This window comes from Saccharopolyspora sp. MMCC62 (assembly GCF_057736575.1).
This window is the reverse complement of record NZ_JBYKCM010000014.1, coordinates 35,729-60,733: the sequence shown is the minus strand read 5'-3', so window position 1 is coordinate 60,733 and position 25,005 is coordinate 35,729. Positions and strand designations below refer to the sequence as shown.

Annotated in this window: 21 protein-coding genes and 1 riboswitch; of the genes, 8 read left to right on the top strand and 13 right to left on the bottom strand. The window is 73.3% G+C overall.

Annotated elements, in window-relative coordinates; all coding sequences use genetic code 11:
* Positions 1 to 2 precede the first annotated feature (2 nt).
* Positions 3 to 944, top strand: coding sequence for an SAM-dependent methyltransferase (locus AC29IT_RS26200; RefSeq protein ID WP_488220438.1), 942 nt, complete (start codon positions 3 to 5; stop codon positions 942 to 944).
* Positions 945 to 1,521: 577 nt separating this feature from the next.
* On the opposite strand, the gene AC29IT_RS26195 is transcribed toward AC29IT_RS26200, so the two are convergent.
* Both AC29IT_RS26195 and AC29IT_RS26190 read right to left on the bottom strand, forming a co-directional pair.
* On the bottom strand, positions 1,522 to 1,683 hold the full coding sequence (locus AC29IT_RS26195) for a hypothetical protein (protein WP_358436098.1): 162 nt from the start codon (positions 1,681 to 1,683) through the stop codon (positions 1,522 to 1,524).
* 311 nt (positions 1,684 to 1,994) lie between these two features.
* The gene (locus AC29IT_RS26190; protein ID WP_488220437.1) at positions 1,995 to 2,672 is read right to left on the bottom strand and encodes a DUF2848 domain-containing protein; all 678 of its coding nucleotides are present in this window, start codon (positions 2,670 to 2,672) and stop codon (positions 1,995 to 1,997) included.
* A 99-nt stretch (positions 2,673 to 2,771) separates the two neighbouring features.
* Here AC29IT_RS26190 and AC29IT_RS26185 point away from each other — a divergent pair, with 99 nt between their 5' ends.
* A complete protein-coding gene (locus AC29IT_RS26185; protein WP_358436092.1) occupies positions 2,772 to 4,070 on the top strand; it encodes an MFS transporter in 1,299 nt (432 codons plus the stop codon).
* Here AC29IT_RS26185 and AC29IT_RS26180 read toward each other — a convergent pair.
* Positions 4,042 to 4,668 carry a GntR family transcriptional regulator gene (locus tag AC29IT_RS26180; protein WP_358436089.1) on the bottom strand — a complete coding sequence of 209 codons (627 nt, stop codon included), beginning with the start codon at positions 4,666 to 4,668 and terminating at the stop codon, positions 4,042 to 4,044. The two genes, AC29IT_RS26185 and AC29IT_RS26180, sit on opposite strands and share 29 nt — an antisense overlap.
* Positions 4,669 to 4,756: 88 nt before the next feature.
* Between AC29IT_RS26180 and AC29IT_RS26175 the strand changes: the two genes are divergently transcribed.
* Positions 4,757 to 5,548, top strand: coding sequence for a carbon-nitrogen hydrolase family protein (locus tag AC29IT_RS26175; protein WP_488220436.1), 792 nt, complete (start codon positions 4,757 to 4,759; stop codon positions 5,546 to 5,548).
* 36 nt (positions 5,549 to 5,584) lie between these two features.
* Here AC29IT_RS26175 and nadC read toward each other — a convergent pair whose 3' ends face one another.
* Genes nadC through nadA form a run of 3 tightly spaced genes read right to left on the bottom strand, consistent with a single transcriptional unit; the run spans position 5,585 to position 9,065 of the window.
* Complete coding sequence (nadC, locus tag AC29IT_RS26170) at positions 5,585 to 6,472, bottom strand: carboxylating nicotinate-nucleotide diphosphorylase (RefSeq protein ID WP_488220435.1); 888 nt, start codon at positions 6,470 to 6,472, stop codon at positions 5,585 to 5,587.
* On the bottom strand, positions 6,469 to 8,064 hold the full coding sequence (locus tag AC29IT_RS26165; protein WP_488220434.1) for an L-aspartate oxidase: 1,596 nt from the start codon (positions 8,062 to 8,064) through the stop codon (positions 6,469 to 6,471). The genes nadC and AC29IT_RS26165 overlap by 4 nt, the downstream gene beginning before the upstream one ends.
* Positions 8,061 to 9,065 carry a quinolinate synthase NadA gene (nadA, locus tag AC29IT_RS26160; protein ID WP_358436078.1) on the bottom strand — a complete coding sequence of 335 codons (1,005 nt, stop codon included), beginning with the start codon at positions 9,063 to 9,065 and terminating at the stop codon, positions 8,061 to 8,063. Before nadA ends, AC29IT_RS26165 begins: the two co-directional genes overlap by 4 nt.
* A gap of 136 nt (positions 9,066 to 9,201) precedes the next feature.
* Between nadA and AC29IT_RS26155 the strand changes: the two genes are divergently transcribed.
* The 3 genes from AC29IT_RS26155 (at position 9,202) to AC29IT_RS26145 (ending at position 11,631) form a co-directional block, all read left to right on the top strand.
* A complete protein-coding gene (locus tag AC29IT_RS26155) occupies positions 9,202 to 9,855 on the top strand; it encodes an NUDIX hydrolase (protein WP_358436208.1) in 654 nt (217 codons plus the stop codon).
* A gap of 84 nt (positions 9,856 to 9,939) precedes the next feature.
* Positions 9,940 to 10,617 carry an LON peptidase substrate-binding domain-containing protein gene (locus AC29IT_RS26150; RefSeq protein ID WP_358436075.1) on the top strand — a complete coding sequence of 226 codons (678 nt, stop codon included), beginning with the start codon at positions 9,940 to 9,942 and terminating at the stop codon, positions 10,615 to 10,617.
* 54 nt (positions 10,618 to 10,671) lie between these two features.
* Positions 10,672 to 11,631 (top strand): DUF8017 domain-containing protein, encoded by a 960-nt coding sequence (locus AC29IT_RS26145; RefSeq protein WP_488220433.1) that lies wholly within the window; start codon positions 10,672 to 10,674, stop codon positions 11,629 to 11,631.
* 31 nt (positions 11,632 to 11,662) lie between these two features.
* On the opposite strand, the gene AC29IT_RS26140 is transcribed toward AC29IT_RS26145, so the two are convergent.
* A complete protein-coding gene (locus tag AC29IT_RS26140; RefSeq protein ID WP_358436070.1) occupies positions 11,663 to 12,253 on the bottom strand; it encodes a DUF2567 domain-containing protein in 591 nt (196 codons plus the stop codon).
* Positions 12,254 to 12,678: 425 nt separating this feature from the next.
* Between AC29IT_RS26140 and AC29IT_RS26135 the strand changes: the two genes are divergently transcribed.
* Positions 12,679 to 14,628 carry an arabinofuranosyltransferase gene (locus tag AC29IT_RS26135; RefSeq protein WP_358436067.1) on the top strand — a complete coding sequence of 650 codons (1,950 nt, stop codon included), beginning with the start codon at positions 12,679 to 12,681 and terminating at the stop codon, positions 14,626 to 14,628.
* Between the two features lie 53 nt (positions 14,629 to 14,681).
* On the opposite strand, the gene AC29IT_RS26130 is transcribed toward AC29IT_RS26135, so the two are convergent.
* Positions 14,682 to 15,902, bottom strand: coding sequence for a cytochrome P450 family protein (locus tag AC29IT_RS26130; protein WP_488220432.1), 1,221 nt, complete (start codon positions 15,900 to 15,902; stop codon positions 14,682 to 14,684).
* Positions 15,903 to 16,545: 643 nt separating this feature from the next.
* Here AC29IT_RS26130 and AC29IT_RS26125 point away from each other — a divergent pair.
* Positions 16,546 to 17,634, top strand: coding sequence for an AsnC family protein (locus tag AC29IT_RS26125; protein WP_488220431.1), 1,089 nt, complete (start codon positions 16,546 to 16,548; stop codon positions 17,632 to 17,634).
* A 236-nt stretch (positions 17,635 to 17,870) separates the two neighbouring features.
* On the opposite strand, the gene AC29IT_RS26120 is transcribed toward AC29IT_RS26125, so the two are convergent.
* From AC29IT_RS26120 to ileS, 5 genes are all read right to left on the bottom strand, one after another.
* The gene (locus AC29IT_RS26120) at positions 17,871 to 18,242 is read right to left on the bottom strand and encodes a hypothetical protein (protein WP_488220430.1); all 372 of its coding nucleotides are present in this window, start codon (positions 18,240 to 18,242) and stop codon (positions 17,871 to 17,873) included.
* A 97-nt stretch (positions 18,243 to 18,339) separates the two neighbouring features.
* Positions 18,340 to 19,257 (bottom strand): RluA family pseudouridine synthase, encoded by a 918-nt coding sequence (locus AC29IT_RS26115; protein WP_488220470.1) that lies wholly within the window; start codon positions 19,255 to 19,257, stop codon positions 18,340 to 18,342.
* 11 nt (positions 19,258 to 19,268) lie between these two features.
* A complete protein-coding gene (lspA, locus tag AC29IT_RS26110) occupies positions 19,269 to 19,982 on the bottom strand; it encodes a signal peptidase II (RefSeq protein WP_358436055.1) in 714 nt (237 codons plus the stop codon).
* A 34-nt stretch (positions 19,983 to 20,016) separates the two neighbouring features.
* Entirely contained in the window at positions 20,017 to 21,345 is a 1,329-nt protein-coding gene (locus tag AC29IT_RS26105; RefSeq protein ID WP_358436206.1) for an aminotransferase class V-fold PLP-dependent enzyme, read from the bottom strand.
* 71 nt (positions 21,346 to 21,416) lie between these two features.
* Positions 21,417 to 21,531: riboswitch (SAM riboswitch) on the bottom strand.
* A 125-nt stretch (positions 21,532 to 21,656) separates the two neighbouring features.
* Positions 21,657 to 24,845, bottom strand: coding sequence for an isoleucine--tRNA ligase (ileS, locus tag AC29IT_RS26100; RefSeq protein ID WP_358436052.1), 3,189 nt, complete (start codon positions 24,843 to 24,845; stop codon positions 21,657 to 21,659).
* Positions 24,846 to 25,005 lie beyond the last annotated feature (160 nt).

Below are 25,005 nucleotides of genomic sequence, written 5' to 3'. Positions count from 1 at the left end.
CGGTGCTGGAGAGCCCGGATGCCCGTCGGGTGTCCGGGCTCTCCCCGTTCGAGGGGCCGATCGGTGCGCGCGCGACCACCGGCCCGGCCGGGAAGGGGTTCGCGATCATCGAGGACGAACGCGTCGGGGAGCTGGCCGACATCCACGGCACCCTCGACCTGCAGCGGCCGAACGCCGCACGCATGTACGACTTCTTCCTCGGCGGGACGCAGAACTTCCCCGCCGACCGGGGAGCCGCCCGCAAGCAGCTGGAGCTGCTCCCGGAGACCCGGGTCGGGGTCCGCGAGAACCGGGCCTTCCTGCGCCGCGTCGTGCGGTTCTGCGTGGAGCGCGGCATCCGCCAGTTCCTCGACCTGGGGTCGGGGATTCCGACGGTCGGCAACGTGCACGAGATCGCGCACCAGGGCGACCCGGACGCGGCGATCGCCTACGTCGACCACGAGCCGGTGGCCGTCGCGCACGCACGCAGGCTGCTGCACGGGGAACCGCGGGTGACCGTCACGCAGGCCGACCTGGCGCACCCGGCGGACGTGCTCGCCGCCCCCGGCGTGCGGCGGCTGCTGGACCTGGGTGAGCCGGTCGCGGTGCTGGCCCTGTCGGTGCTGCACTTCGTCCCGGACGAGGCCGGTCCGGCCGAGGTGCTCGCGGCGTACCGGGACGTCTGCGCTCCGGGCAGCGTGCTGGCGGTCAGCCACGCCTCCGGAGCCGGGTTGACCTCGACGCAGGTGGTGGAGGGGCTGCGCATCTACGACCGGACGCCGACGCCGCTGAGCCTGCGCCCGGCCGAACAGGCCGGAACGCTGCTGTCCGGATGGGCGCTGGTCCCGCCGGGCGTGGTGCCGGTGGTCGACTGGCGCCCCGACGCCCCGGTGGCCGCGGGGGTCCGCGCCGCCGTCGGCAGCGGCTGGTCCGCGGTGGGCGTGAAGCCGTCGGCACGGCCGTGATCCGGGCGGCGGGCGACCGCCACCTCCGCTCGTCCGGTCCGGTCCGGCGCGTTCCGGTGCGCGCGGCACGAGCCGCACGGCGCCGTGCCGGTGCGCCGCGGATCGGAACGCCGCAGCCCGGAACGCCGCAGCCCGGAGCACCGCAGTTCGGAGCACCACAGCCCGGAACCCGACGGACAGGAGCGCGGTGCACCGGAACGCGGCGGCCCGGAAGGCGGCGGCCCGGAAGGCGGCGGAACCGGACGCGCGGAGTCCGGACGTCGAGGACGAGCGCCGTCGCGCTGCGGACCGGTGGAAGCGGTGGCCGCGGCTGACCACCGACGGCGAGATCGTGGATTCCATGACACCCAGTGTTCCGACTCGAACACGGGTTCGTCATCACTTGATCGTGCTGTATCCAGCGGGAATCAGCCGCACCCGCCGAGAATTCTCAAGTCGTCGGGATCGGGAGCACCGGGATCGGGAGGCGGACGAGACCGACGGCCTCCCGCGCACCGGGGCAGGCGGGCGGGTTCCGGGAACCGCGCCCACGCCGACTCCGATCATCCGAGCGCCCCCGAAACGCCCGGACGAACGATCAGGACAGCAGGAGCACGACGACGCCCACGAGGATGCCGACCAGGACCACGACACCGGCCGTGATCAGCACGGCGCGCAGCTGCGGCCGCTCCTCCTGGACCTCGGACTGCGCCCGCTCGCGCCACTGCATGAAAGTGGTGCCCTCGCCGCTGTCGCTCACGTCTGTCTCCCTCTTCGTGTGCTGCACTTGGCACCGTTCACGACGGGGCGTCGTGAACTTGCAGGGAGTCACGATGCCACATCGGCCGGATCACATTCCGACCACGTGCCCGGTGGGAGCGGCCACCCGCGGAACCCCCGGGCTCACCGGCCCCGGACCCGCGGCGGCGCCGCCGAGCATGACGGCGGACCCCCCCGCAGGGCAAGTCACCTCCGCACCCGGCGGGCACCTGCCGCGAGCGGTCGGTCCGACGCGGGCCGACCGGCCGGAAGATCGGGCACGATCGTGCGACCGCGCTCGGGAGTGGCGCGCTAGGCGATCGGCGCGGGCAGCTGCCGAACGGTGTACTCGCAGGTCAGCACGTCGCCGGTCGCCGGATCCGCCAGCTCGACCCGCCACGGGTCCGCGAACTGGTCGACCTCGGCGTCCATCGGGATGGTGCCGGACAGCAGCACCGTGCCCGGCTCGGCGAGGCCGAGCTCGCGCAGTTCGGCCAGCCAGTACGCGGGCGTGAGCAGCTCGCCGAGCGTGCCGCTCTGGAGGCGCCGGCCGCCGACGTGCGCGGTGAGGGTGAGCGAGTCGATCCGGTCGGCGACGTCGACGAGCCGCCAGGCCCGGGAGCCGAGCACGTCCGGACCCGCCTGCTTGCTCCAGGCCACGCCGTGCACCTCCAGCTCCCGGTCGGTGTGGTCGCAGGCGACGGTGAGCAGCACGTCCTCCTCGCGCGGCCCGGCGATGATCAGCGCCCACTCGGCCTCGCCGGAGGTGCGGCCGTGCTGCGCGGGCACCTCGCCGATCTGCATGGCCAGGTAGGGCGCGACCGGGTAGAGGCAGGGCGTGCGGGTGGGCGCGGGGACGCCGAGTTCGGCGAGTTCGGCGACGTGCGCGGCCACGTCGTCCTGGCTGCGCCCGGCGTAGCCGGCGTTGAGCAGGGTGCGGACGGGCACCTCGACGGACGTGCCTGCCACATCGAAACGAAGCGGAAACATCAGACCCTCCCGATCAGCATACTTCTTGTATACAGTTCGTATCACCAATTCGCCGGACGGCACGACCGATGTGACGAACCCCCTCGACAAGGACCGCCGATGAGTCAAGCGCTCCCCGACGCACCCACCCGCCCGCCGCGCAAGGACCTGGTCAAGGCGTTCGTCGCCGCGCTGTCCGGGACCTCGCTGGAGTGGTACGACTTCGCCGCCTACTCGGTGGCCTCCGCCCTGGTGTTCGGCGACCTGTTCTTCCCCAGCCACGACCCGCTGTCGGGCACGCTGCTCGCGTTCTCCACCTACGCCGTCGGCTACCTGTCCCGGCCGCTGGGCGGTTTCGTGTTCGGCAGGCTCGGCGACGTCCTCGGCCGCAAGCAGGTGCTGGTCACGACGCTGCTGCTCACCGGTATCGCGACCGTGCTCATCGGACTGCTGCCGACGCACGGCCAGGTCGGCGCGTGGGGCGCCGTGCTGCTGGTGGTGCTGCGCTTCGCCCAGGGCGTCGGCATCGGCGGCGAGTGGGGCGGCGCCGTGCTGCTGTCCAGCGAGTTCGGCGACGAGAAGCGGCGCGGCTTCTGGGCCTCGGCCGCCCAGATCGGGCCGCCCGCCGGGAACCTGCTGGCGAACGGCGTGCTGGCGGTGCTGGCCGCGACGCTCAGCTCGGCGCAGTTCCTGGCCTGGGGCTGGCGGGTCGCGTTCCTGCTCTCGGCGGTGCTGGTGGTCTTCGGGCTGTGGATCCGGGTGAAGCTGGAGGAGACGCCGGTGTTCCGCGAGCTGCAGCGCTCCGGCGACCAGGCCGCCGCCCCGCTGCGCGAGGTGTTCACCGAGGAGCCGCGTGCCCTGATCTCCGCGATCCTGTCCCGGGTCGGCCCGGACGTGCTGTACGCGCTGTTCACCGTGTTCGTGCTGACCTACGTGACGAAGGAGCTCGGTCTCCCGCAGGGCTGGGCGGTCACCGGCGTGATGCTCGGTTCGACCTGCCAGCTGGCGCTGATCCCGGCCGCGGGGTGGCTCTCGGACCGGTGGGGCAGGCGGCGGGTGTACGCGATCGGCGCCGTCGGCGGCGCGGTGTGGCCGTTCGCCTTCTTCCCGCTGATCGGTGGCGGTTCGGCGCCGCTGCTGGTGCTCGGCGTGATCGTCGGCCTGCTGTGGCACTCGCTGATGTACGGGCCGCAGGCGGCGTTCGTGTCCGAGCAGTTCAGCACCCGGTTGCGCTACACGGGCTGCTCGCTGGCGTACACCTTGGCCGGAGTGATCGGCGGCGCGCTGGCGCCGCTGCTGTTCACCTCGTTGTTCGCGTACTTCGACAGCTGGATCGCGCCTGCCTGCTACCTGTTCGCGACCTGCGCGGTGACCTTGGCCGGGTTGGCGATCAGCCCGCGAGCAGCACGTGCTGCGTAGCGTCCAGGTGCGCGGTGATCGCGGCGTGCGCGGCCGCGGTGTCGCCGTCGGCGAGCGCGGCGAGGATCGCGTCGTGCTCGTCGAGGACGGCCTCGCGCCGGTTGCGCGCGGAGAACAGCGCGACGATGCCCGCGCGGACCTGGCGAGCCCGCAGCCCGTCGTAGTTCTTGGTGAGCATGTCGTTGCCGACGGCCCGCACCAGCGCGGCGTGGAAGCGGTGGTCGAGGTCGATGAACGCCCTGGCGTCCTCGGCGGCGCGCAGCTCGCGCTGCCGGTCGAGTTCGCCGCTCATCTGCTGGACGGGCACGGTGCCGAGTTCGAGGGTGCGCTGCGCCGCGTAGCGCTCCATCATCCCGCGGAGTTCGAACAGCTCGCGGATCTCCCGCCCGGCGACGGGCGCGATGTAGGCACCGCGCTTGGGCACCAGCTGCACGAGTTCTTCGGCGGCGAGCAGCAGCAGGGCCTCCCGGATCGGGGTGCGGGAGACCCCGATGGCGTCGGCGAGGGACTGCTCGTTGACGAAGCTGCCCTGCATCGCGGGGTCGCTGAGCACGGTGTCCTTGAGGTGGTCGTAGGCGAGCTGGCGGCCCGAGGTCACGGCGGCTCCTTGCGCTGCGGGACGATGCCGTCCCAGTCTTGCATATCCCTGGTATACAACGAGGCAGAGGCGAAGAGAGGCGGAACCCATGCGCGTCGCGCTGTGCCAGATCGTGTCCACCCCTGATCCGGCGGCGAACCTGGAGCTGGTCGCGGACGGCGTCCGCCGGGCGGCGGAGGCGGGCGCGGAGCTCGCGGTCTTCCCGGAGGCCACCATGGCCTGCTTCGGCATCCCGCTCGGGCCGGTCGCGGAACCCCTCGACGGCCCGTGGGCCACCGAGGTGCGCGGGCTGGCCGCGGAGTCCGGGATCACCGTGGTCGCGGGCATGTTCACCCCGGCCGACGACGGGCGGGTGGCGAACACGCTGCTGGTCACCGGGCCGGGTGTGGACGCGCACTACGACAAGATCCACCTCTACGACGCGTTCGGCTTCGCCGAGTCGCGCACGGTCGCGCCCGGCGCGGAACCGCTGGTGGTCGACGTCGGCGGCACCGGGGTCGGCGTGACGACCTGCTACGACGTGCGCTTCCCCGGGCTGTACGCGGCGTTGGCCGACCGGGGCGCGTCGGTGATCGTCACCGCGGCGTCCTGGGGTGCGGGCGACGGCAAGCGCGAGCAGTGGGAGCTGCTGGTGCGCGCCCGCGCGCTGGACAGCACCTCCTGGGTGGTGGCGTGCGGCCAGGCCGATCCGCGCACCGCGGGGATCGAGCCCAGCGGCAAGGCGCCGACCGGCATCGGCTTCAGCACCGTCGCCACCCCGGTCGGGACGGTGCACGCGCAGCTCGGCGACGCTCCGGACGTGCTGGTGGCCGAGTTGGACCCGGCGGCGGTCGAGCAGGCGCGGGCCAGCATCCCGGTGCTGGCGAACCGGCGGTTCTGATCGGGCCCGGGCCGCCCCGGCGGGCGGCCCGGCCGGTCACATGTCGAGGCCGATGTCCAGCGCGGGCGAGGAGTGGGTGAGCGCGCCGACGGCGAGGAAGTGCACGCCCGTCTCGGCGTAGGTGCGGGCCACGTCGAGGGTGAGCCCGCCGGAGGCCTCCAGTTCGGTGCCGGGCGAGATCTCCTTGGTGCGGCGCACCGCGTCGGCGCAGTCCTGCGGCGTGAAGTTGTCCAGCAGCACCAGTTCGGCGCCCTCCTCCAGCACCTCGTCGAGTTCCTCCAATGTGGACACTTCGACTTCCAGCGGGAGCTCCGGCGCGTGGTCGCGGCAGGCCCGCAGCGCCGCCACCACGGATCCGGCGGCCACCACGTGGTTGTCCTTGATCAGCATGGCGTCGCCGAGGCCCATCCGGTGGTTCACCCCGCCGCCGCGGCGCACCGCGTACTTCTGCAGCACCCGCAGGCCGGGCAGGGTCTTGCGGCTGTCCCGGATGCGGCAGCCGGTGCCCTCCACCGCGCGCACCCATTCGGCGGTGGAGGTGGCGATGCCGGAGAGGTGGCAGAGCAGGTTCAGCGCGGTGCGCTCGGCGGTGAGCAGGCCGCGCACCGGCGCGTGCACGCTCAGCGCGCTCTCCCCCGGCATGATCATGTCGCCGTCGCCGCGGCTGTGCAGCACCTTGTAGCCGTCCGCGCCGAGCACCTCGTCGAGCACCGCGCGGGCCACGGGGATGCCCGCGACGACCCCGGCGGGGCGCGCCCGGAAGGCGGCTTCCGCGATGGCGTCGACGAGCACGGTGGCCTCGGTGGTGACGTCGAGCCCGTAGCGCAGGTCTTCGGCGAGCGCGGCCCGCACCAGGGAGCGGATCTCCTGCGGGTCGAGCCCGGCGGCGCGCAGGTGGCCGGTGGTCACCTCGGACAGGGTCATGCCACGCTCCTCGGGGGTTCTCGGTCGGTGCGGAACAACCAGCCGGACACGTCCAGGCGCAGCGCGACGCTGCGCCGCCAGCGTACGTCGTCGCGCGCCGGGTGGTCCCGCCTCCGATGGCTGCCGCGGGATTCGGTGCGGGCCTCGGCGGCGGCGAGCAGCGCCTGGGCGGTGAGCGCCAGGGACGCGTCCTCCACCGCCTCCCGAGTCCGAAGTGGACGGACGACGCCCGCCTTGTCGAGCACCTCCCTGGCCGTGGCCAGGCCCTCGGCGGTGCGGCCGATCCCGGCGTGCGCGGTCATGGTGCGCTGCAGCAGCTCGCGGTCCACGACGGCCGCCGCGGGCACCGGCGGCAGCACCGGTCTGCGGGCCTCGATCAGGCCACCGCGCAGGTCGCGGGCCACCGCCTCGGCCGCCCTGGCCCCCACGACCAGGCCTTCGAGCAGGCTGTTCGACGCGAGCCGGTTCGCCCCGTGCAGGCCGGTGCGCGCCACCTCCCCGGCCGCGTACAGCCCGGCCACCCCGGTCCGACCGTCCACATCGGTCACCACGCCGCCGCAGGAGTAGTGCGCGGCGCTGGTCACCGGGATCGGCTCGCGCCGCGGGTCGACCCCGGCGGCGCGGCAGGACGCGAAGACGGTGGGGAACCGGGCGGCGAACTCCGGGATGCCGGTGGCGTCCAGGTACGCGCACTCGGCGCCGGTCTCGGCGATGCGGCGGTCGAGCTCCGCGGAGACCACGTCCCGCGGCGCCAGGTCGGCCAGCGGGTGCACCCCGGCCATGATCCGGTCGCCGCGGACGTCCAGCAGCACCGCGCCCTCACCCCGCACCGCCTCGGTGACCAGCGGCCGCCTGCCGCTGGCGCCGGGCACGTGCAGCGCCGTCGGGTGGAACTGGACGAATTCCAGGTCGGCCGCGGTGGCCCCGGCCCGCAGCGCGAACGCGATCCCGTCCGCGGTGGCCACCTCCGGGTTCGTGGTGGCCGCGTAGAGCCTGCCGAGGCCGCCGGTGGCGAGCAGCACGGCGGGGGCGCGCACCACTCCGGGATTGCCGTGCGGGTCGAGCGCGAGGACACCGGCGAGGGTGCCGCCGTCGCCGCGGACCGGTTCCGCCGCGCAGTGCCGCTCCAGCACGGGGATCCCGCCGGAGCCGACGGCCTCGGACAGCGCCCGCTGCACCTCGGCGCCGGTGGCGTCCCCGCCCGCGTGGATCACGCGGAACGCGGTGTGCCCGCCTTCGCGGGTGCGGGCCAGCTCCCCGTCCGCGCCGTCGAACCGCGCACCCGCCGCGCGCAGCCGCGCCACCGCGGCCGCGCCGTCGGCGAGGATCTCCCGCACCGCGTGCTCGTCGCAGAGCCCGGCGCCCGCGGTGAGCGTGTCGGTGACGTGGCGCCGCACGCTGTCGTCCGCGTCGTGCTCGTCGGGCCGCACCACCGCGACCCCGCCCTGCGCCCAGCCGGTGTTGCCCGCCGCCGCGGCGTCCTTGGTGATCACGAGGGTGCGCAGGCCCAACTCGCGGGCGCGCAGCGCGGCGGTGAGCCCGGCGACCCCGGTGCCGACGACGACGAGGTCGGCGCGGGCCTCCCAGGTCATTCGCCGCCTCCGGGCTTGCCGATGCCGATCATCCGCTGCACCGAGGCGCGGGCCCGGTCGGCGACGTCGGCGGGCACGTGCACCTCGTCGGCCTCCTCGCGCAGGCAGCGCAGCAGCGCCGCCGGGGTGATCATCTTCATGTAGCGGCAGGAGGCGCGGTCGTTCACCGCCCGGAAGTCGATCTCGGGGGCGGCGCGGCGCAGCTGGTGCAGCATCCCGACCTCGGTGGCCACGAGCACCGACTCGGCGCCGGTGCCGCGCGCGGCGTCCAGCATCCCGCCGGTGGAGAGGATCTTGACCCGCTCCGGCGGCAGCGTGCCCTCCCCCGCCAGGTACAGCGCGGAGGTCGCGCAGCCGCACTCCGGGTGGATGAACAGGTCGGCGTCCGGGTTCGCGGCCGCGCGGTCGGCGAGCTCGGCACCGTTGATGCCCGCGTGCACGTGGCACTCCCCCGCCCACACGTGCAGGTTCTCCCGCCCGGTCTCGCGGCGGACGTGCGCGCCGAGGAACTGGTCGGGGCAGAACAGCACCTCGGTGTCCGCGGGGATGGAGCGCACCACGTCGACCGCGTTCGAGGAGGTGCAGCAGATGTCGGTCTCCGCCTTCACCTCGGCGGTGGTGTTGACGTACGAGACCACGACGGCACCGGGGTGCTCGGCCTTCCACTCGCGCAGCTGGTCGGCCGTGATCGAGTCGGCGAGCGAGCAGCCGGCGCGCTCGTCCGGGATGAGGACCTTCTTGCCGGGGCTGAGGATCTTCGCGGTCTCGGCCATGAAGTGCACGCCGCAGAACACGATGGTCGAGGCCTCGCTGTCGGCGGCGATCCGGCTCAGCGCCAGGGAATCCCCGGTGTGGTCGGCGATGTCCTGGATCGCGGGCAGCTGGTAGTTGTGCGCGAGCAGCACGGCGCCGCGCTCGTCGGCGAGCCTGCGGATCTCCCGCGCCCACGCCTGATCCGGGTCGACTCCCGCGTACGGCGCGAGCTGGTCGGCGACCACCATTTCTCCTCCTCACCGGCGGTGCGCGCCGCATCGCGCGCCCCCCGTTCGCTCCCCGAGCGGTTTTCGCCTTATAATCGAAAACGTGCCTCATCGTAACACCGCAGGTCATGCGGACGAAGGAGATACCGCTCACGAAGTGCTCGCCGGAGTGCTGCGCGCGCAGCGCGGACGGCTCCACGTGCTGCTGTGGCAGCGCGCCAGGGAACCGCACCGGCACCGCTGGTCGCTGCCCGGCGGCAGGCTCCGCTCGGACGAGGACGTGGAGACCTCCATCCGCCGTCAGCTCGCGGAGAAGGTCGACGTGCACAAGCTCAGCCACGTCGAGCAGCTCTCCGTGTTCAGCGACCCCGCGCGCGTCCCGGGTCAGCGCACCGTCGCGACCGCGTTCCTCGGGCTGGTGCCCGCCGACGTCGACCCGGAAGTCCCCGGCGACACCGCGTGGCACCCGGTCGACGAACTCCCCGCCACCGCCTTCGACCACGAGCGGATCACCCGCGCCGCACGCGACCGGCTGCGCGCCAAGCTCTCCTACACCAACATCGGGTTCGCGCTGGCCCCGGCCGAGTTCACCGTCTCCGAACTGCGCCGGATCTACTCCGCCGCGCTCGGCTACGAGGTCGCGGCCACCAACCTGCAGCGCGTCCTCACCCGCCGCGGCGCGCTGCACCCCACCGGCAGCACCGTGCCCGCCGGGCCGTCCGGGGGCCGACCGGCCGCGCTGTTCCGGTTCACCCAGCCGGACCTGGAGATCACCGACCCGTTCGCCGTCTTCCGCCCGCCCGCGAAGTGACCGGCCCGGTCCGCCGAACCGGCCGTTCACCAGGGGCGGTCGGACGGTGGCAGATCCGCGGGGCGGGGACGTAGGTTGGCGGTCGTGACCGACACGCTCCCGCTCTTCCCGCTGAGCACCGTGCTGCTCCCCGGCGCCGACCTGCCGCTGCACGTGTTCGAAGCGCGCTACCGGCAACTGGTCCTCGACCTGGTCAACGAGGTCGTCCCGGACCGCCGCTTCGGCGTCGTCGGCATCCGGCAGGGCTGGGAGGTCGGCGACGACAACGTCGACTCGATGTACGACGTGGGGTGCTCCGCGCGGCTGCAGCAGGTGCAGCAGCTGCCGCAGGGCCGCTACGACATCACCGCGGAAGGCGGGCACCGGTTCCGGCTGCTGCAGATCGACCGGGAGGCCGCGCCCTACCTGATGGCCCGGGTGGAATGGCTCCCCGACGACGAACCCGACGAGGACCCGCGGCTGGTCGACCGGCTCGACGAGGCCGCCCGCGAAGCGCACGAGCGCTACCACGGCACCGGATTGCGCGGCGACCACTACGAACCCGCGGCCGCCGACCTCGAACCGGGCGAGCTGTCCTACGCGCTGGCGGAGGACTGCGTGCTCAGCACCGACGACCGCCAGGCGCTGCTCGCCGAGACCGATCCGCTGGCCCGGCTGCGGCTGGTGCGGCGGCTGCTCGCGCGGGAGGCGCAGTTCCTGCGGGAACTGCGGGCCGTCCCGGCGCCGCTCGCCGAATTCGCCGAGCAGACCAGCGTGAACTGACCGCTCCGCGCAACACCGCCCGGGCGCTCGCGGCCGCTCGCTAGGATCTCGCCCATGTCATCACCTGGTGGGCCGGGGAACCCGGAGAACGGCGAGCCCTGGGGCGGTCGCGGTAGCTGGGGGGCGCAGCCCGGGCAGCAGGGCGGGCCGCCGTACCAGGGCGGCATGCGCTACCAGGGCTTCGGCACGTTCGACCGCCCGCAGGAACCGGCCGCGCCACCGCCGGTCGCACCGCTGCCGCCCCCGCCACCGCCGTCCCCGCCGCGGCGGAACCGCGGTCCGCTGATCGCGCTGTGCGCGGCGGTGGCCGTGGTGCTGGTCGTGGTGGTCACCGCGGTCGTCTTCGGCGGCTCCGGCGGGGACGACGACGCGCGGGCCGGGTCGGCGCCCGCCCCCACTTCAACCGCACCGGAGACCTCCGCCGCGACGGCGCCCGGCACGTCCGCGCCCACCTCGGCCGGGCCGCCGCCCGAACCGCTGGAACCGGGCTGGCAGGCGGTGCCGGTGCCGAAGCGGAACGCCGCCTACGACGTGCCGCCGGGCTGGGAGCTGCAGTCGCCCGGCAGCCTGGTCGGGTTCGGGGAGACCGAGGACGACCCGGTGACCGTGAGCGGAGTCGCGCTCTACCAGCACGGCTACTGCCCGGACCGCAGCGGCAGCTTCCGCGGGCTCGCCGGTGCCACCGCGCGGCGCGGCCCGGACGCGGCGGCGATCGCCACCGACATGGCCCGCCGGTTCTCGGAGCTCGCCTACGGCGCCGACGCCCGGATCGAGCTCACGCCGCCGCAGCCGGCGGTGCTGCCCGGCGGGCTCCCCGGGCACAAGGTGGTCGCCACCGTGTTCCCCGCGCCCGCGGCGTGCGGCTCGCCGAGCGCGGTGGTCAACGTGCTCACCACCGACGGCTCCGGCGGGACCGCGGTGGTGCACGTCGCGGCCGCGGACCAGGAGGTGCCGGACGCGGTGACCCCCGACGTGCTCGACCGCATCACGGCCTCGGTGCGGCCCGCGGGCTGACCCGATCGGCCTCCAGCGGGGCGGACGTCGATCAGCTGCGGCGGCCCAGGTCGTCGAAGCCGTTCCAGGACGCCGCCAGGCCGTAGCCGAGCGCCAGCCCGAACGGCTGCACCAGCACGGCCCACGAGGTGCCCACCGCGGGCGGAACGGTGAGCGCGGAGCCGTAGCCCAGGTCGGCGGGCCACGGGTACAGCTCGCCCGCGAACGTCGACCCCATCCGCATCGCCAGCCACGCCGAGACGAGCGAGCCGAGCGCCGCGGCGACCAGCAGCACCGGCCCGCGCCGCCTGCGGAACGTCCACAGCACGGCCGCGGTGACGATGCCGGTCGCGAAGGACAGCAGCAGGAACAACGCCAGCGCGTCGAACTCGTGGTAGCTCTCCACGATCTGCGCGGGCACCGGCGTCCCGCTGCGGCCGAGCAGGCTCGCCTGCGGCGGCGCGAGCCGGGACCACACCCAGCCCAGCGGCATCCCGAGCAGCGCCACCAGGGACAGCGCGCTCAGCGCGGGCAGCAGGTCGGCGCGCACCGCGACCCGCGAAGTCCGCTCGTCCGGGCCGGGCACGCGCACCGCCCCGGCGGGTTCGGGTGTTCCGCTGGCCTCGACCGCTCCTGATGACAACAGCCGACCCTCCTCGGTGATGTGGCGAGCACTGGCTCGCGCCGCGTCTTCGTCTTGTCGGCGGCGGAGCCGTCGAGCAGCGACCACCGGCTCGGCCGACACCGCCGCGGGTTCTCAGCGGTCCTCCCGCGAGGACGCGATGTCACGGGTGGCGGAGCCGGTCGAGAGATCGATCCCGCAGCGGGAAGGCCGTCGAGGTTCCGCCACCCGTCCCTCGCAGCAGGAGCGGGACGAGCCCACAGCACCCTAGCGGGTGATCGCGGTCGGCCTTCCAGGCGCGGCGCGGGTGTCCGGTGGCCATCCTCTATTCTGCGCGGGCGTCCTGTCCCCCACTTCCGAAGGATCGAACTCACGTGGCGGGAACCTTGCCGAGTCCGGTGCTGACCGGACCCCGATCGATCGATGCGCCGCGCCGGGACTCCGCCGTGCGACTTCCCTTGCGCAGCACCGTTGCCGAACTGGTCGCCGGGTCGATCGTCGCCGCCGTGGTGAGCCTCGTCCTGCAGTTCGCGGTGGCGCGCCTCGGCATCAGCGAACCGAGCTTCGCGCCGGAGGCGCTGGCCTCGCTCGGCGCCGCGCTGGTGTTGTTGATCACGTTCGCGCTGCTGGCGGCCGGTCCCACCCGGTTACCGCGCCCGGTGCGGCTGGCGGGGACGTGGGCCGCGCTGTCCACGTTCACCACGCTGGCGCTGGCGATTCCGCTGCAGGCGACGCGGTACTACTTCGGCGGTTCGTCGACGGACAACGCGTTCCGCCTGCAATACATGACCCGGATGGCGTCCGCCTGGGACCTGTCCGACATGAACTACGCGGGCGTCGCGCCGTACTACCCGGGCGGCTGGTTCTGGCTGGGCGGCAGGTTCGCGAACCTGCTCGGCTGGGAGGGCTGGGCGGCGTACAAGCCGTACGCGCTGATCTGGGTGGCGGTGACGAGCGTCGTCGCGTTCACGCTGTGGAGCGTCGTGGTGCGCAGGCGGCTGGCGCTGCTGGCCGCGATCGCGACCTCGCTGGCGGGGATGCTGCACGGCATCGAGGAGCCGTACGCGTGGCCGTCTGCGGCGTGGCTGGCGCCGATCGCGGTGCTGACCTGGCACGCGATGCGCCGCGAGGAGCGCGCCCCGCGCTGGACGCTGGTGTGCATCGGCGGGTACGTCGGGTTCGCGGCGATCACCTACACCCTGCACTTCGGCTTCGCGGTGCTGCTGATCGTGGCGATGGCCGTGGTGGTCGGCGTGTTCCGGGTGCGCCGCGGCGAGCGGGTGTGGCCGACGGTCCAGCGCATGTTCTTCCGGCTGCTGCCGATCGGCGTGGTCAGCGGGCTCGTGTCGCTGCTGGTGTGGCTGCCGTACGTGCTGGCCACGCACGTGTTCACCGACAACCCGCGCAGCGCGGCGCTGCACTACCTGCCGGAGGACGGTTCGTTCCTGCCGGTGCCGATGATGTCGGCGAGCCCGGTCGGCGCGCTGTGCCTGGCGGGGTTCGCCTGGCTGGTGCTGCGGGCGCGGCGCAGCGAGGTCGCGGCGGCGATGCTGACCGTGGTGGTCGCGATCTACACCTGGTTCGGGCTCTCGACGCTGGCGCTGGTGGCGAAGACGACGCTGCTCGCGTTCCGGTTGAACGTGATCCTGGGCGTCGTGCTGGCGGTGGCCGGGGTGTTCGCGGTGCTGGAGTTCATCGGCTGGCTGCGGGAGCGGGTGGACGCGGCCTACGCCGCGCGGATCACGGTCCTGTCCTGCGCGCTGGGGCTGCTCGGCGCGATCACGTTGACGCAGGGCGCGATCGGCAGCGCGCTGGCGCCGTCCGCGGACCAGGCATACGAGGACTACTACCCGACGGGCGACAACGCGAAGGGCGCGCGCGATCCGGAGCAGACCGGTTCGTGGGCCGACGACGTGTACCGGGAGGTGTCGCAGCTGACCGGTCGCCCGCCGCAGCGGAACCTGCTGCTGACCACCGACTACAAGCTGCTGTCGTTCCAGCCGTACTGGAGCTTCCAGCAGGAGACGCCGCACTACGCGAACCCGCTGGCCGACTACGACGGGCGGACCGCGGAGATCGAGCGCTGGACGAAGGCGCGCAGCGGCGCGGAGCTGCTGGACATGCTGCAGCACAGCCGGTTCACCACGCCGAACGTGTTCATCCTCCGCAACCAGGACAGCCCGGTCGCGTCGGAGGCGGACCAGGAGCGCGCGGCGGACCCGTCGGACGAGAACGGCCGGAAGCTGGCGCTGAACCTCAAGGGCGACGCGTTCCCGCAGCTGCCGAACGTGCGGGACTACGACGTGTTCTTCGACCCGGCCGCGTTCGACGACCCGCGGTTCGAGCGCCGCGAGGTGGGGCCGTACACGGTGATCGCGCTGCGCGACGCGCGCTGATCCCCGCGACACGACCGCGCCCCCGGGGTTCCTCCCCGGGGGCGCGGTGCGTTTCAGGACAGCCGGATCGGCAGCGCTTCGAGACCGTGCACGAGGGTGCTGGGCCGCCACCGGAGTTCCGCCGGGTCCACGGCGAGGCGCAGGTCGGGGAAGCGCTCCAGCAGCCCGCGCACCGCGATCCGCGCTTCGAGCCGGGCCAGCGAGGCGCCGAGGCAGAAGTGGATGCCGTGCCCGAATCCGAGGTGCCCGGTGCTGGAGCGGCTCAGGTCGAACTCGTCGGGCCGGTCGAAGCGCCGCTCGTCCCGGTTCGCCGAACCGAGCGACACCAGCACGAGCTCGCCCGCCGGGATCTCCACGTCGCCGAGCAGCACCGGTTCGGCGGTGTGCCGCATCGTCGCCAGGTTCACCGGGCTCTCGTGCCGCAGCGTCTCCTCGATCGCGTCGTCGACGAGGTCCGGGTCGGCGCGCACCTCGGCCAGCCGTTCCGGGTTGCCGAGCAGGTCGTAGACGCAGTTGCCGATGAGGTTCACCGTCGTCTCGTGCCCGGCGGCGAGCAGCAGGAACGCCATGGAGATCAGTTCGGGTTCGCTGAGCCGGTCCGTCCCGTCGGCGGCCACGATGAGCGCGCTGATCAGGTCGTCGCCGGGTTCCTCGCGCTTGCGGGCGATCAGCCCGGCGGTGTACTCGCCGATGGCGGTCCCGGCCGAGTTGATCGTCTCGGCGTCGGCGCCGTTGACCAGCGCCGTCGTCCAGCGCTTGAAGTCCTCGTGGCGCTCCTGCTCCACGCCGAGCATCTCGGAGATCACGATGATGGGCAGCGGGAACGCGAACTCGTGCAGCAGGTCGATCTCGCCGCGGCCGGCGATCTCGTCGAGCAGTTCGCCGGTGAGCAGCTCCACGCGGGGCCGCAGGTCCTCGACGCGGCGCGGGGTGAAGCCCTTGAGCACGAGCTTGCGCAGCCGGGAGTGGTCCGGCGGGTCCGTGTTGAGCAGGTGCGCGTTGAGGTCGTCGATGAACTCGGCGCGATGCGCGCCCTCCCCCAGCTGGTTGTCGATGGCCTTCTTGGTGCCTTCGACGTTCTTCTGCAGCCTCGGATCGGAGAGCGCCTGGCGCGCTTCCGCGTAGCGGGTCACGACCCACACCGGGATGCCTGCCCGGCTGATCACCTTCTGCGCGGGAGCGTCGGCGCGCAGCCGCGCGTAGCGCACGTAGGGGTCCTGCATGAACGCGTCGTCGAGGACGATCGACTCGGCGTTCTCCGTGGTGGCGGACATCGCGTCCTCTCGGGTGGGAGGCTGTCGCGGGACAGTCAACTCGCCGCGATCTGAGAGGATTCTCAGCTTCCGCGGCGGTGCGCGAGCCACCATCCGAGGCGTTCCGCGGGTACCGCCGCGGACGCGGGAGGGACCGTCCGAACAGCCCCTCCCCGCTCACCCGATCAGCAGGATTCGAAGTGCCCGGCGCCGAACAGGCCCGTCAGCTCCCCCTGCGACCCGTCCTCGGTGGACAGCTGGACAGCTGGACAGCTGGACAGCTGGACAGCTGGACAGCGCCGAGCATCGAGCACCAGGTGCGCACCTGGAGGTGGCCCCGGCACGGTGTGCTCCTCCTGCGCGGTCGGCGCGGGACGAGCGCGGACCGTTCGGCGGTCTCCCCATCATCGCGAACGGCGGCGGACCGGCCGGAAAGCGCACCGGTCCGATCGGCGGTGCCGACGAGCGAAGGCGTGGTCACGGCGGCGCCGGACCGGGACGGCCCGACGCCACCTCCCGACGAGATCCGCGACCCTCCCGGGCGTGCCGCGGATCGGTCCCCAGCCGGATCGATCCCGAGCTCGACGAGCTCGGCGGACCGGGTTCCCGCGAACATCCCGCCCTTGCGGACGGTGATCGTTCCTAGGGGGTAGCGTGGCCTGACGTGACCGCTCCTGATCCCGTGGACGTACGTCTGCTCACCGCCGTCGCCGAATCCGGGCGCGCCGCGGTGCACGAGATCGCGTCGCGGCTCGGGATGGACGTCCGCGACGTGGCCGCCCGGCTCGCCGTGCTCTCCACCACCGGTCTCCCCATGGTCGTCGGCGTCGAGTGCGACCCGGTCGGCATCCGCAACGCGGTCGCCGCCGCCAACGCCTGGACCCAGGCCAGCGGCGGATACCAGGTGCCCAATCCGCCCAGCGGTGGGTACCAGGTGCCGAACCCGCCGAGCGGCGGCCACCAGGTGCACGGCGGTCCCAGCGGGGCGCACAGCGGCGGACACCCCGGCCAGAACCAGACCGGCGGCGCGCAACCGTTCACCCCCGCCGGACCGCCCGCCTCCCTCGGCCAGCCGCAGCAGGCCAGGCCCGCACCGGCGCCCGGACCGCAGCAGGCACCTCAGAACACCTGGGGCCCGCCCGGCTCCGCCGCTTGGGCGCGCGGCGACCAGCAGCAGCGGCCCCCGCAACCCGGCCAGCCCGCGGCCGGACCGCAATCAGGACCGCATTCCGGGCCGCAACCGGCCCAGGCCGCCCCGCCGAACCAGCAGACCCAGCAGGTCGCGAACCCGCACGCACCCACCGCCAAGACCGCGGTGCCCGCCGCGGCCCGCACCGGCAAGGTCGGCACCAAGCTCGACGTGGACGGCCCCGAAGGCGAGCGGATCACCATCCAGCTCGTCGAAGTCGTCGACCCCGCCGACTTCTTGTACACCGCCGCCGGCTACCAGCTGCAAGAAGGCGAACGCTCCGTCGTCGTGCACACCGAGCTCACCAACCGCAGCCCCATGCCGTTCACCTCGCTGCCCGACCTCTACCTGGTGCTGGTCGCCGAAGACGGCTCCACCGTGGGCAAAGCACCGGTCGCGCTGTCCTCCCGGCCGCCGCACCGCATCGGCGTCCCGCCCGGCGAAACCGCGGGCGGGCACACCGTCTACGTGCTGCCGGAGGACACCGAGCTGTCCACGGTGCGGTGGACCATGAGACCAGGAGACGAACACCGAACCCTGCACTGGGATATCACTGATCTCTGATCCGGCTCGTTCTGCTCGGTGGGGCGGGTGGCGGAACCTCAGCGGGCCCCTCGCGGCGGGATCGATCTCACCGGTGGCTCCGCCACAGGAGAAATCGCCGTCCTCGCGAGGAAACCGCTGAGAACCCGCTGCGGTGCGAGTTGCTCGGGTGGTCTCCGCTCAGCGGCTTCGCCGCTGACAGGCGAAAATGACCTTCCACAGCGCAGAGTCGCGGCGGTTCAGTCCAATGTGGACCGTCAGGTGGTGCGGCGGCGGACCCAGTCCAGGGGGCCGGGGCGAGTGCGTTCGGGACGGCGTTCGCGGCGCTGGAGGGTGGGCCAGTCCCCTGCGTCCGCCGATGAATCCGCGACGGGGTCCGCGCCCAGCACCGCCGGGCCCGCGCGGCCGACGTCCTCGGCCGCGAGCAGCTCCGCGAGCCCCAGCTGGCCCGGATCGGTCCGCTCCGCATCGGTGGTGGGCCAGTCCTCGGCCTCCGCGCGCCCGTCCCGCCGCGCGGGTCCAGGCGGCGGCGAACCGCCCAACGACAGGCCCGTCGGCGGCGTCGGCATGTCGTCGGTGAACTCCTCGCGACGCCCGTCGAACGCCCCGCCCGCTCCGGCCTGGGTCATCGGCCCCTCCCCACCGCTCCTGGATCAGTACGACCACGCTACGCGATCGTCCGACCGCGCCTGGACGAAGATCACCACAAGGCGCGGCGAGAGCGGCTCAGGAGTCCTGTTCGCGCAGGACGTCGAGGGCGTGCTGCAGATCGTCCGGGTAGTCGCTGGTGAACGTCACCCACTGCCCGTCGGCGGGGTGCTCGAAGCCCAGCATCCGGGCGTGCAACCACTGCCTACCCAGCTGCAGCCGCCGCGCCAGCACCGGGTCCGCCCCGTAGGTGAGATCGCCCGCGCACGGATGCCGGACCGCGGAGAAGTGCACCCGGATCTGGTGCGTGCGCCCGGTCTCCAGCTTCACGTCCACCAAGGACGCGGCGCGGAACGCCTCCACCGTCTCGTAGTGGGTGATGCTCGGCTTGCCACCGCTGACCACGGCGAACTTGTAGTCGTGCTTGGGGTGCCGGTCGATCGGCGCGTCGATGGTGCCGCTGCTCGGATCGGGGTGGCCCTGTACCAGCGCGTGGTAGCGCTTCTCCACGGTGCGTTCCTTGAAGGCCCGCTTCAGCGCGGTGTAGGCGTGCTCGCTCTTCGCCGCGACCATGACGCCGGTGGTGCCCGCGTCGAGCCGGTGCACCACGCCCTGGCGCTCCGCGGCGCCCGAGGTCGCGATCTGCACGCCCGCCGCGGCGAGCCCGCCGATCACGGTGGGTCCCTCCCAGCCGGGGCTGGGGTGCACGGCGACGCCGATGGGCTTGTCCACCACGACGATGTCGTCGTCCTGGTGCAGGATCCGCAGGCCTTCCACCGGGACCGCGACCACTTCCGGTTCCGGCCGGGCCGCGGGCAGCGTCACCTCCACCAGTCCGCCCGCGATGAGCCGGTCGGACTTGCCGACGGGGGCGCCGTCCAGCAGCACCTCACCGGATTCGGCGAGCCCCGCCACCGTGCTCCGGGACAGCCCGAGCAGCTTCGCCAGACCCGCATCGACCCGCATGCCTTCGAGGCCGTCCGGGACCGGGAGCATCCGCAGATCGCTCATGCCCGGTCCTCGCGCTTCTTGCGGGTGTGCACGGAGCCGTCGTAATCCCGGCCGAACAGCGACAGGAGCACCACGAGGATTCCGCCGCACACGATGGACGAGTCGGCGACGTTGAACACCGGCCACACGCTGCCGTCCGGCGCGAACAGCGACACGAAGTCCACCACGTGCCCGCGCAGCGGCCCCGGTTCCCGGAACAGCCGGTCGACCAGGTTCCCGCAGGCCCCGCCCAGCACCAGGCCGAGCCCCACGGCCCAGCCGGTGGAGCGCAGCTTCGGCGCCAGCCACACGATGACGCCGACGACGGCGATCGCCAGCAGCGCCAGCAGCCAGGTCATGCCGGTGGCCAGCGAGAACGCGGCCCCCGGGTTGCGCACCAGCACCAGGTACACGGCACCGCCGAACAGCTCCAGCGGTGGCCGCCCGTCGAGCCGGGCGACGGCGGCGATCTTGGTCAGCACGTCCGCGGCCAGCAGCAGCGCCGCCACCCCGAACAGCAGGACCAGCAGCTTCCGCGGCGCGCGGCCACCGGCGGGTTCGACCGCGGTCGCCCCGGCGACGTCCGAACCCGAGTCCGGCTCGCCTGCGGCGGTACCGCCGTCCCCGCCCGCGGCGGGTCGCGCTTCCGGTTCTGAGGTCGAGCCCGCGCCGTCGGCGGGGTTCGATCCGGGCTGCTCGGAGTCGGACTGCTCGGTGTTCACCCGGCCCATTCTCCCCGACCGCCGATCGGTCGTTCGCAGCGGCTCACGCCAACGCGGCGGGGAACTCGCGCGGATCGTCGGCGGGCACCCAGCGGCCGCCGTCCAGTTCGTAGCTCCACTGCGGCCCGTGGGCGACCAGCTCGCGCAGCGCGGTGACGATCCGGTCCACGTGCTCGACGGTGGTGCCGAGGCCGAGGCTGATCCGGACCGCGCGCTGCGCGTCGGTGCCTGCCAGCAGGTGCCGCACGGCGCGGTGCGCGCAGAACAGCCCGTCCCGCACGCCGATGCCGTGCTCCGCGGACAGCGCCGCGGCCAGCAGGCCCGGGTCCTGGCCGTCCACGGTGAAGCCGACCACGCCGACCCGGTCGTGCTCGGGCCCGAACAGGCTCAGCTCGCGCAGCCCGGGCACGGTGGCGAGCCCGGCGCGGAGCCTGCGCAGCAGCAGGTCCTCGTGCCCCTCGATCGCCTCGGCGTGCTCGGCGATCACCTCGCAGGCCTTGGCGAGCGCGTGCACGCCGACCGTGTTCGGCGACCCGGCCTCGTGCCTTTCGGGACCGGTGTTCCAGTCGATCTCGCCCTCGTCGGGGACCGAGCGGGTGGCGCCGCCCCCGGCCAGGTACGGCTCGGCCCGGTCCAGCCAGTCGTCGCGGCCGATGAGCGCGCCCGCGCCGAACGGGGCGTAGAGCTTGTGGCCGGACAGCACCGCGTGGTCCACGCCGAGGTCGGCGATGCGGATCGGGCGGTGCGGGGCGAGCTGGGCGGCGTCGAGCACGGTGCGGGCGCCGTGCGCACGCGCGACGCGGGCGAGTTCGGCGATCGGCCACAGCTCGCCGGTCACGTTGGAGGCGCCGGTCAGCACCGCGAGCTTCGGCCCGTCGGCGCACTCGGCGAGCGCGGCGTCGAGCAGCCGCACCGCGTCCTGCGGGCTCTCCGGGATGTCGAGGCGGTGCAGCCGCTCCCCCGCCCACGGCAGCAGCGCCGCGTGGTGCTCGGTGTCGAACACGACCACCGAGGTGTCCGCGGGCAGCGCACCGGCCAGCAGGTTCAGCGCGTCCGTGGTGTTCCGGGTGAAGATCACCGAGTCGGTGCGGCGGGCGCCGACGAAGCGGCGCAGCACGTCCCGAGCGCCCTCGTAGACCCGGGTGCACACCTGGGAGGCGAACCCGGCGCCGCGGTGCACGCTGGCGTACCAGGGCAGCAGCTCGTTCACGGCGTCGCGCACCGCGTTCAGGCAGGGCGCGCTGGCCCCGTGGTCCAGGTTGGCGTACTCGGCGGAACCGCCGGTGACCAGCGGGACCTGCAGCTGCGCGCCGACGACCGCGGGCACCACGGGAACGGAGTCCACGACGGACCAGATCGGGGTTTCGGCGATCTCACCGGCGGCGGAGCGAACGGCTGACGACACGATGCCTCCTGGGGCCTCACCGGGCCCGGAGCATTCGGGGCCCGCGCTTGCCGACCGCCCTGCGCGATCGGCCAGGTCCTCACCCGGGGCACCCCACCGCGGTAGGAGGGTTGCCGGCCAGCAAACCGGGGTTTCCCGCTGGCACTCATGACCTTCGACGACGAACCTTAAGGACCACCCCCCGCCGCGCGCAACCGTCCGGTGCGAAGTGGGAGGTGTGCCACGCCCGTCCGGGCGGGTCCGCGAAGGATCTCGCGGACCCGCCCGGGGGCGGCCGATCAGACGCGTTCGACGGCGACCGAGACGTCCACGCCGTCCCCGACGCTGCCCGCGGAACCACCCGCGGCCGCGCCCTCGGACACGACATCGGCGAGGGTTTCGGCAGCGATGAACTCGCGGTGCGCGTCCACCGCGGCCAGCACCTCCGCGGGCGCGGAGACCTCGACGCGGATGCGGTCGGAGATCTCGAACCCGGCGTCCCGGCGCGCCTGCTGCACGACGCGCACCAGGTCGCGGGCCACGCCTTCGGCGGCCAGCTCCGAGGTGACGTCGCAGTCCAGCACCACCAGCCCGGCCCCGCCCGGCAGCGCGGCCGCGGCACCGGAGTCGGTGGACACCAGCCGCTCGGTGAACTCGCCCTCCTGGAGTTCGGTGCCGTCCGCGACGACGGCCCCCGCCGCGTTCCGGGTCCAGTCGCCGGACTTCACGGCCTTGATCACCCGCTGCACGTCCTTGCCGAGCCGGGGTCCTGCGGCGCGGGCGTTCACGGCGATCTCGAACCGGCCGTGCGCGGCGACGTCGGTGGTCAGCTCGACCTCCTTGACGTTCACCTCGTCCCGGATCAGGTCCACGAACGGCTCCAGCGAGCCGGCTTCCGGCATGGCCACGACCAGCTTCGCCAGCGGCAGCCGGACGCGCCGCGAGTTCGACTTCCGCAGGGCCAGCACCGAGGAGCACACCTGCCGCACCCGGTCCATCGCCGAGACCAGCGCCGCGTCCGCGGGCAGCTCGTCGACCAGCGGCCAGTCGGCCAGGTGCACCGAACGGCCACCGGTGAGCCCGCGCCACACCGCCTCCGCGGTCAGCGGCAGCAGCGGCGCCACCACCCGGGAGGTCACCTCCAGCACGGTGTGCAGCGTGTCGATGGCATCGGCGTCCCCGGCCCAGAACCGGTCCCGGGAGCGGCGCACGTACCAGTTCGTCAGGACCTCCAGGAAGTCCCGGACGCTGGCGCACGCCCCCGCCGGGTCGAACACGTCCATCGCGGCCTGCACGTCGCCGACGAGCTCGTGGGTCTTGGCGAGCACGTAGCGGTCCAGCACGTGCTCGCTGTCCACCCGGAACCGGCCCTCGACGCCTTCGGCGTTGGCGTACAGCGCCAGGAAGTACCAGGAGTTCCACAGCGGCAGCACGGCCTGGCGCACCGCATCCCGGATGCCGCGCTCGGTGACCACGAGGTCGCCGCCGCGCAGGATCGGGCTGGCCATCAGGAACCAGCGCATCGCGTCCGAACCGTCGCGGTCGAAGACCTCGTTGACGTCCGGGTAGTTGTTCTTCGACTTCGACATCTTCATGCCGTCGTCGCCGAGCACGATGCCGTGCGCGACCACGTTGGAGAACGCGGGCCGGTCGAACAGCGCGGTCGCCAGCACGTGCAGCAGGTAGAACCAGCCGCGGGACTGGCCGTTGTACTCGACGATGAAGTCGCCCGGGTAGTGGTGCTCGAACCAGTCGGCGTTCTCGAACGGGTAGTGGACCTGCGCGAACGGCATCGCCCCGGACTCGAACCAGCAGTCCAGCACCTCCGGCACCCGCCGCATGGTGGACTTGCCGGTCGGGTCGTCCGGGTTCGGCCGGGTCAGCTCGTCGATGTTCGGCCGGTGCAGGTCGGCGGGCCGCACCCCGAAGTCGCGCTCCAGCTCGTCCAGCGAGCCGTACACGTCGGTGCGCGGGTGCGCCGGGTCGTCCGAGGTCCACACCGGGATCGGCGAACCCCAGAACCGGTTCCGCGAGATGTTCCAGTCGCGGGCGTTGGACAGCCACTTGCCGAACTGGCCGTCCCGGATGTGCCCCGGCACCCAGTTGATCTGCTGGTTGAGCTCGACCATGCGGTCCCGGAACTGGGTGACGGCCACGAACCAGGACGACAGGGCGCGCTGGATCAGCGCGTTGTCGCAGCGCCAGCAGTGCGGGTACGGGTGGTCGTAGGTCTCGTGCCGCAGCAGCAGCCCGGCTTCCTTGAGGTCCCGGATGATCTGCTTGTTCGCCTCGAAGACCTGCTGGCCCTCGTACGGCGGGACCTCGGCGGTGAACCGGCCGCGCGCGTCGACCGGCACGACCGGTTCGATGTCGTGCGCGTCGGTGACGGCCTTGTCCTCCTCACCGAAGGCGGGCGCGATGTGCACGACACCGGTGCCGTCCTCGGTGGTCACGTAGTCGGCGGGCAGCACCCGGTGGGCGTTCTCCCGCCCGGCGAAGAAGTCGAACGGCGGCCGGTAGCTCGTGCCGACCAGCTCGGCACCGGTGAACCGGGCGACGACGCGGTCGGCGACGTCCTCGCCGAGCTCCCGCGCGTACGCGCCCAGCCGCGCCTCGGCCAGCAGGTAGCGCTCGCCGCCCTGACCGGGCTCCACGAGCACGTAGTCCACCTCGGGGTGGACCGCGGCCGCGAGGTTCGACGGCAGCGTCCACGGCGTCGTCGTCCACACCAGCGCCAGCGCCCCGTCGAACGCCTTGCCCGGCGCGACGAGCCGCAGGCCCACGGTCACCGCCGGGTCCTGCCGCTGGCGGTAGGTGTCGTCCATCCGAGTCTCGGTGTTGGACAGCGGCGTCTCGCAGCGCCAGCAGTACCAGAGCACCCGGAAGCCCTCGTAGACCAAGCCCTTGTCCCACAAGGTCTTGAAGGCCCACATCACGCTCTCCATGTAGTCCATGTCGAGCGTCTTGTAGTCGTTCTCGAAGTCCACCCAGCGCGCCTGGCGGGTGACGTAGTCCTCCCACTCCCGCGTGTAGCGCAGCACCGAGGCGCGGCAGGCGTCGTTGAACTGGGCGACGCCCATCGACTCGATCTCGGACTTCGAGGTGATGCCGAGCTGCTTCTCCGCCTGCACCTCCGCGGGCAGCCCGTGGCAGTCCCAGCCGAAGCGCCGCTCCACCCGGTGGCCGCGCATCGTCTGGTAGCGCGGCACCGCGTCCTTGACGTACCCGGTGAGCAGGTGCCCGTAGTGCGGCAGGCCGTTCGCGAACGGCGGGCCGTCGTAGAACACGAACTCGTTCGACCCGTTGACGCCCGCGTCCCTGGCCTGCACGCTCTCCCGGAACGTCCCGTCCGCGGACCAGAAGTCGAGCACTTCCCGCTCGATCTGCGGGAAGGACGGTTGTGCGGCCACCCCGCGCTCCTGGGGGGCTGCTCGATCCGCGCCCTCCGGGGCGGGCGTTCCGCCGAATCGGACCTTCGGGTAAGCCATCGCGGGTGTTCTCCTCGCCGGTGTGTCGTCAGCAGCCGCACGGGCATCCGCACTCGATGCCCACACGGGGACGACACGGCGCGCGACCGAATCCGGTCGCCCGCGTCCCGCGGTACCACCCCGCTTGCCGCCGCGAACGCGACGGCCACTCGTTGCCGGC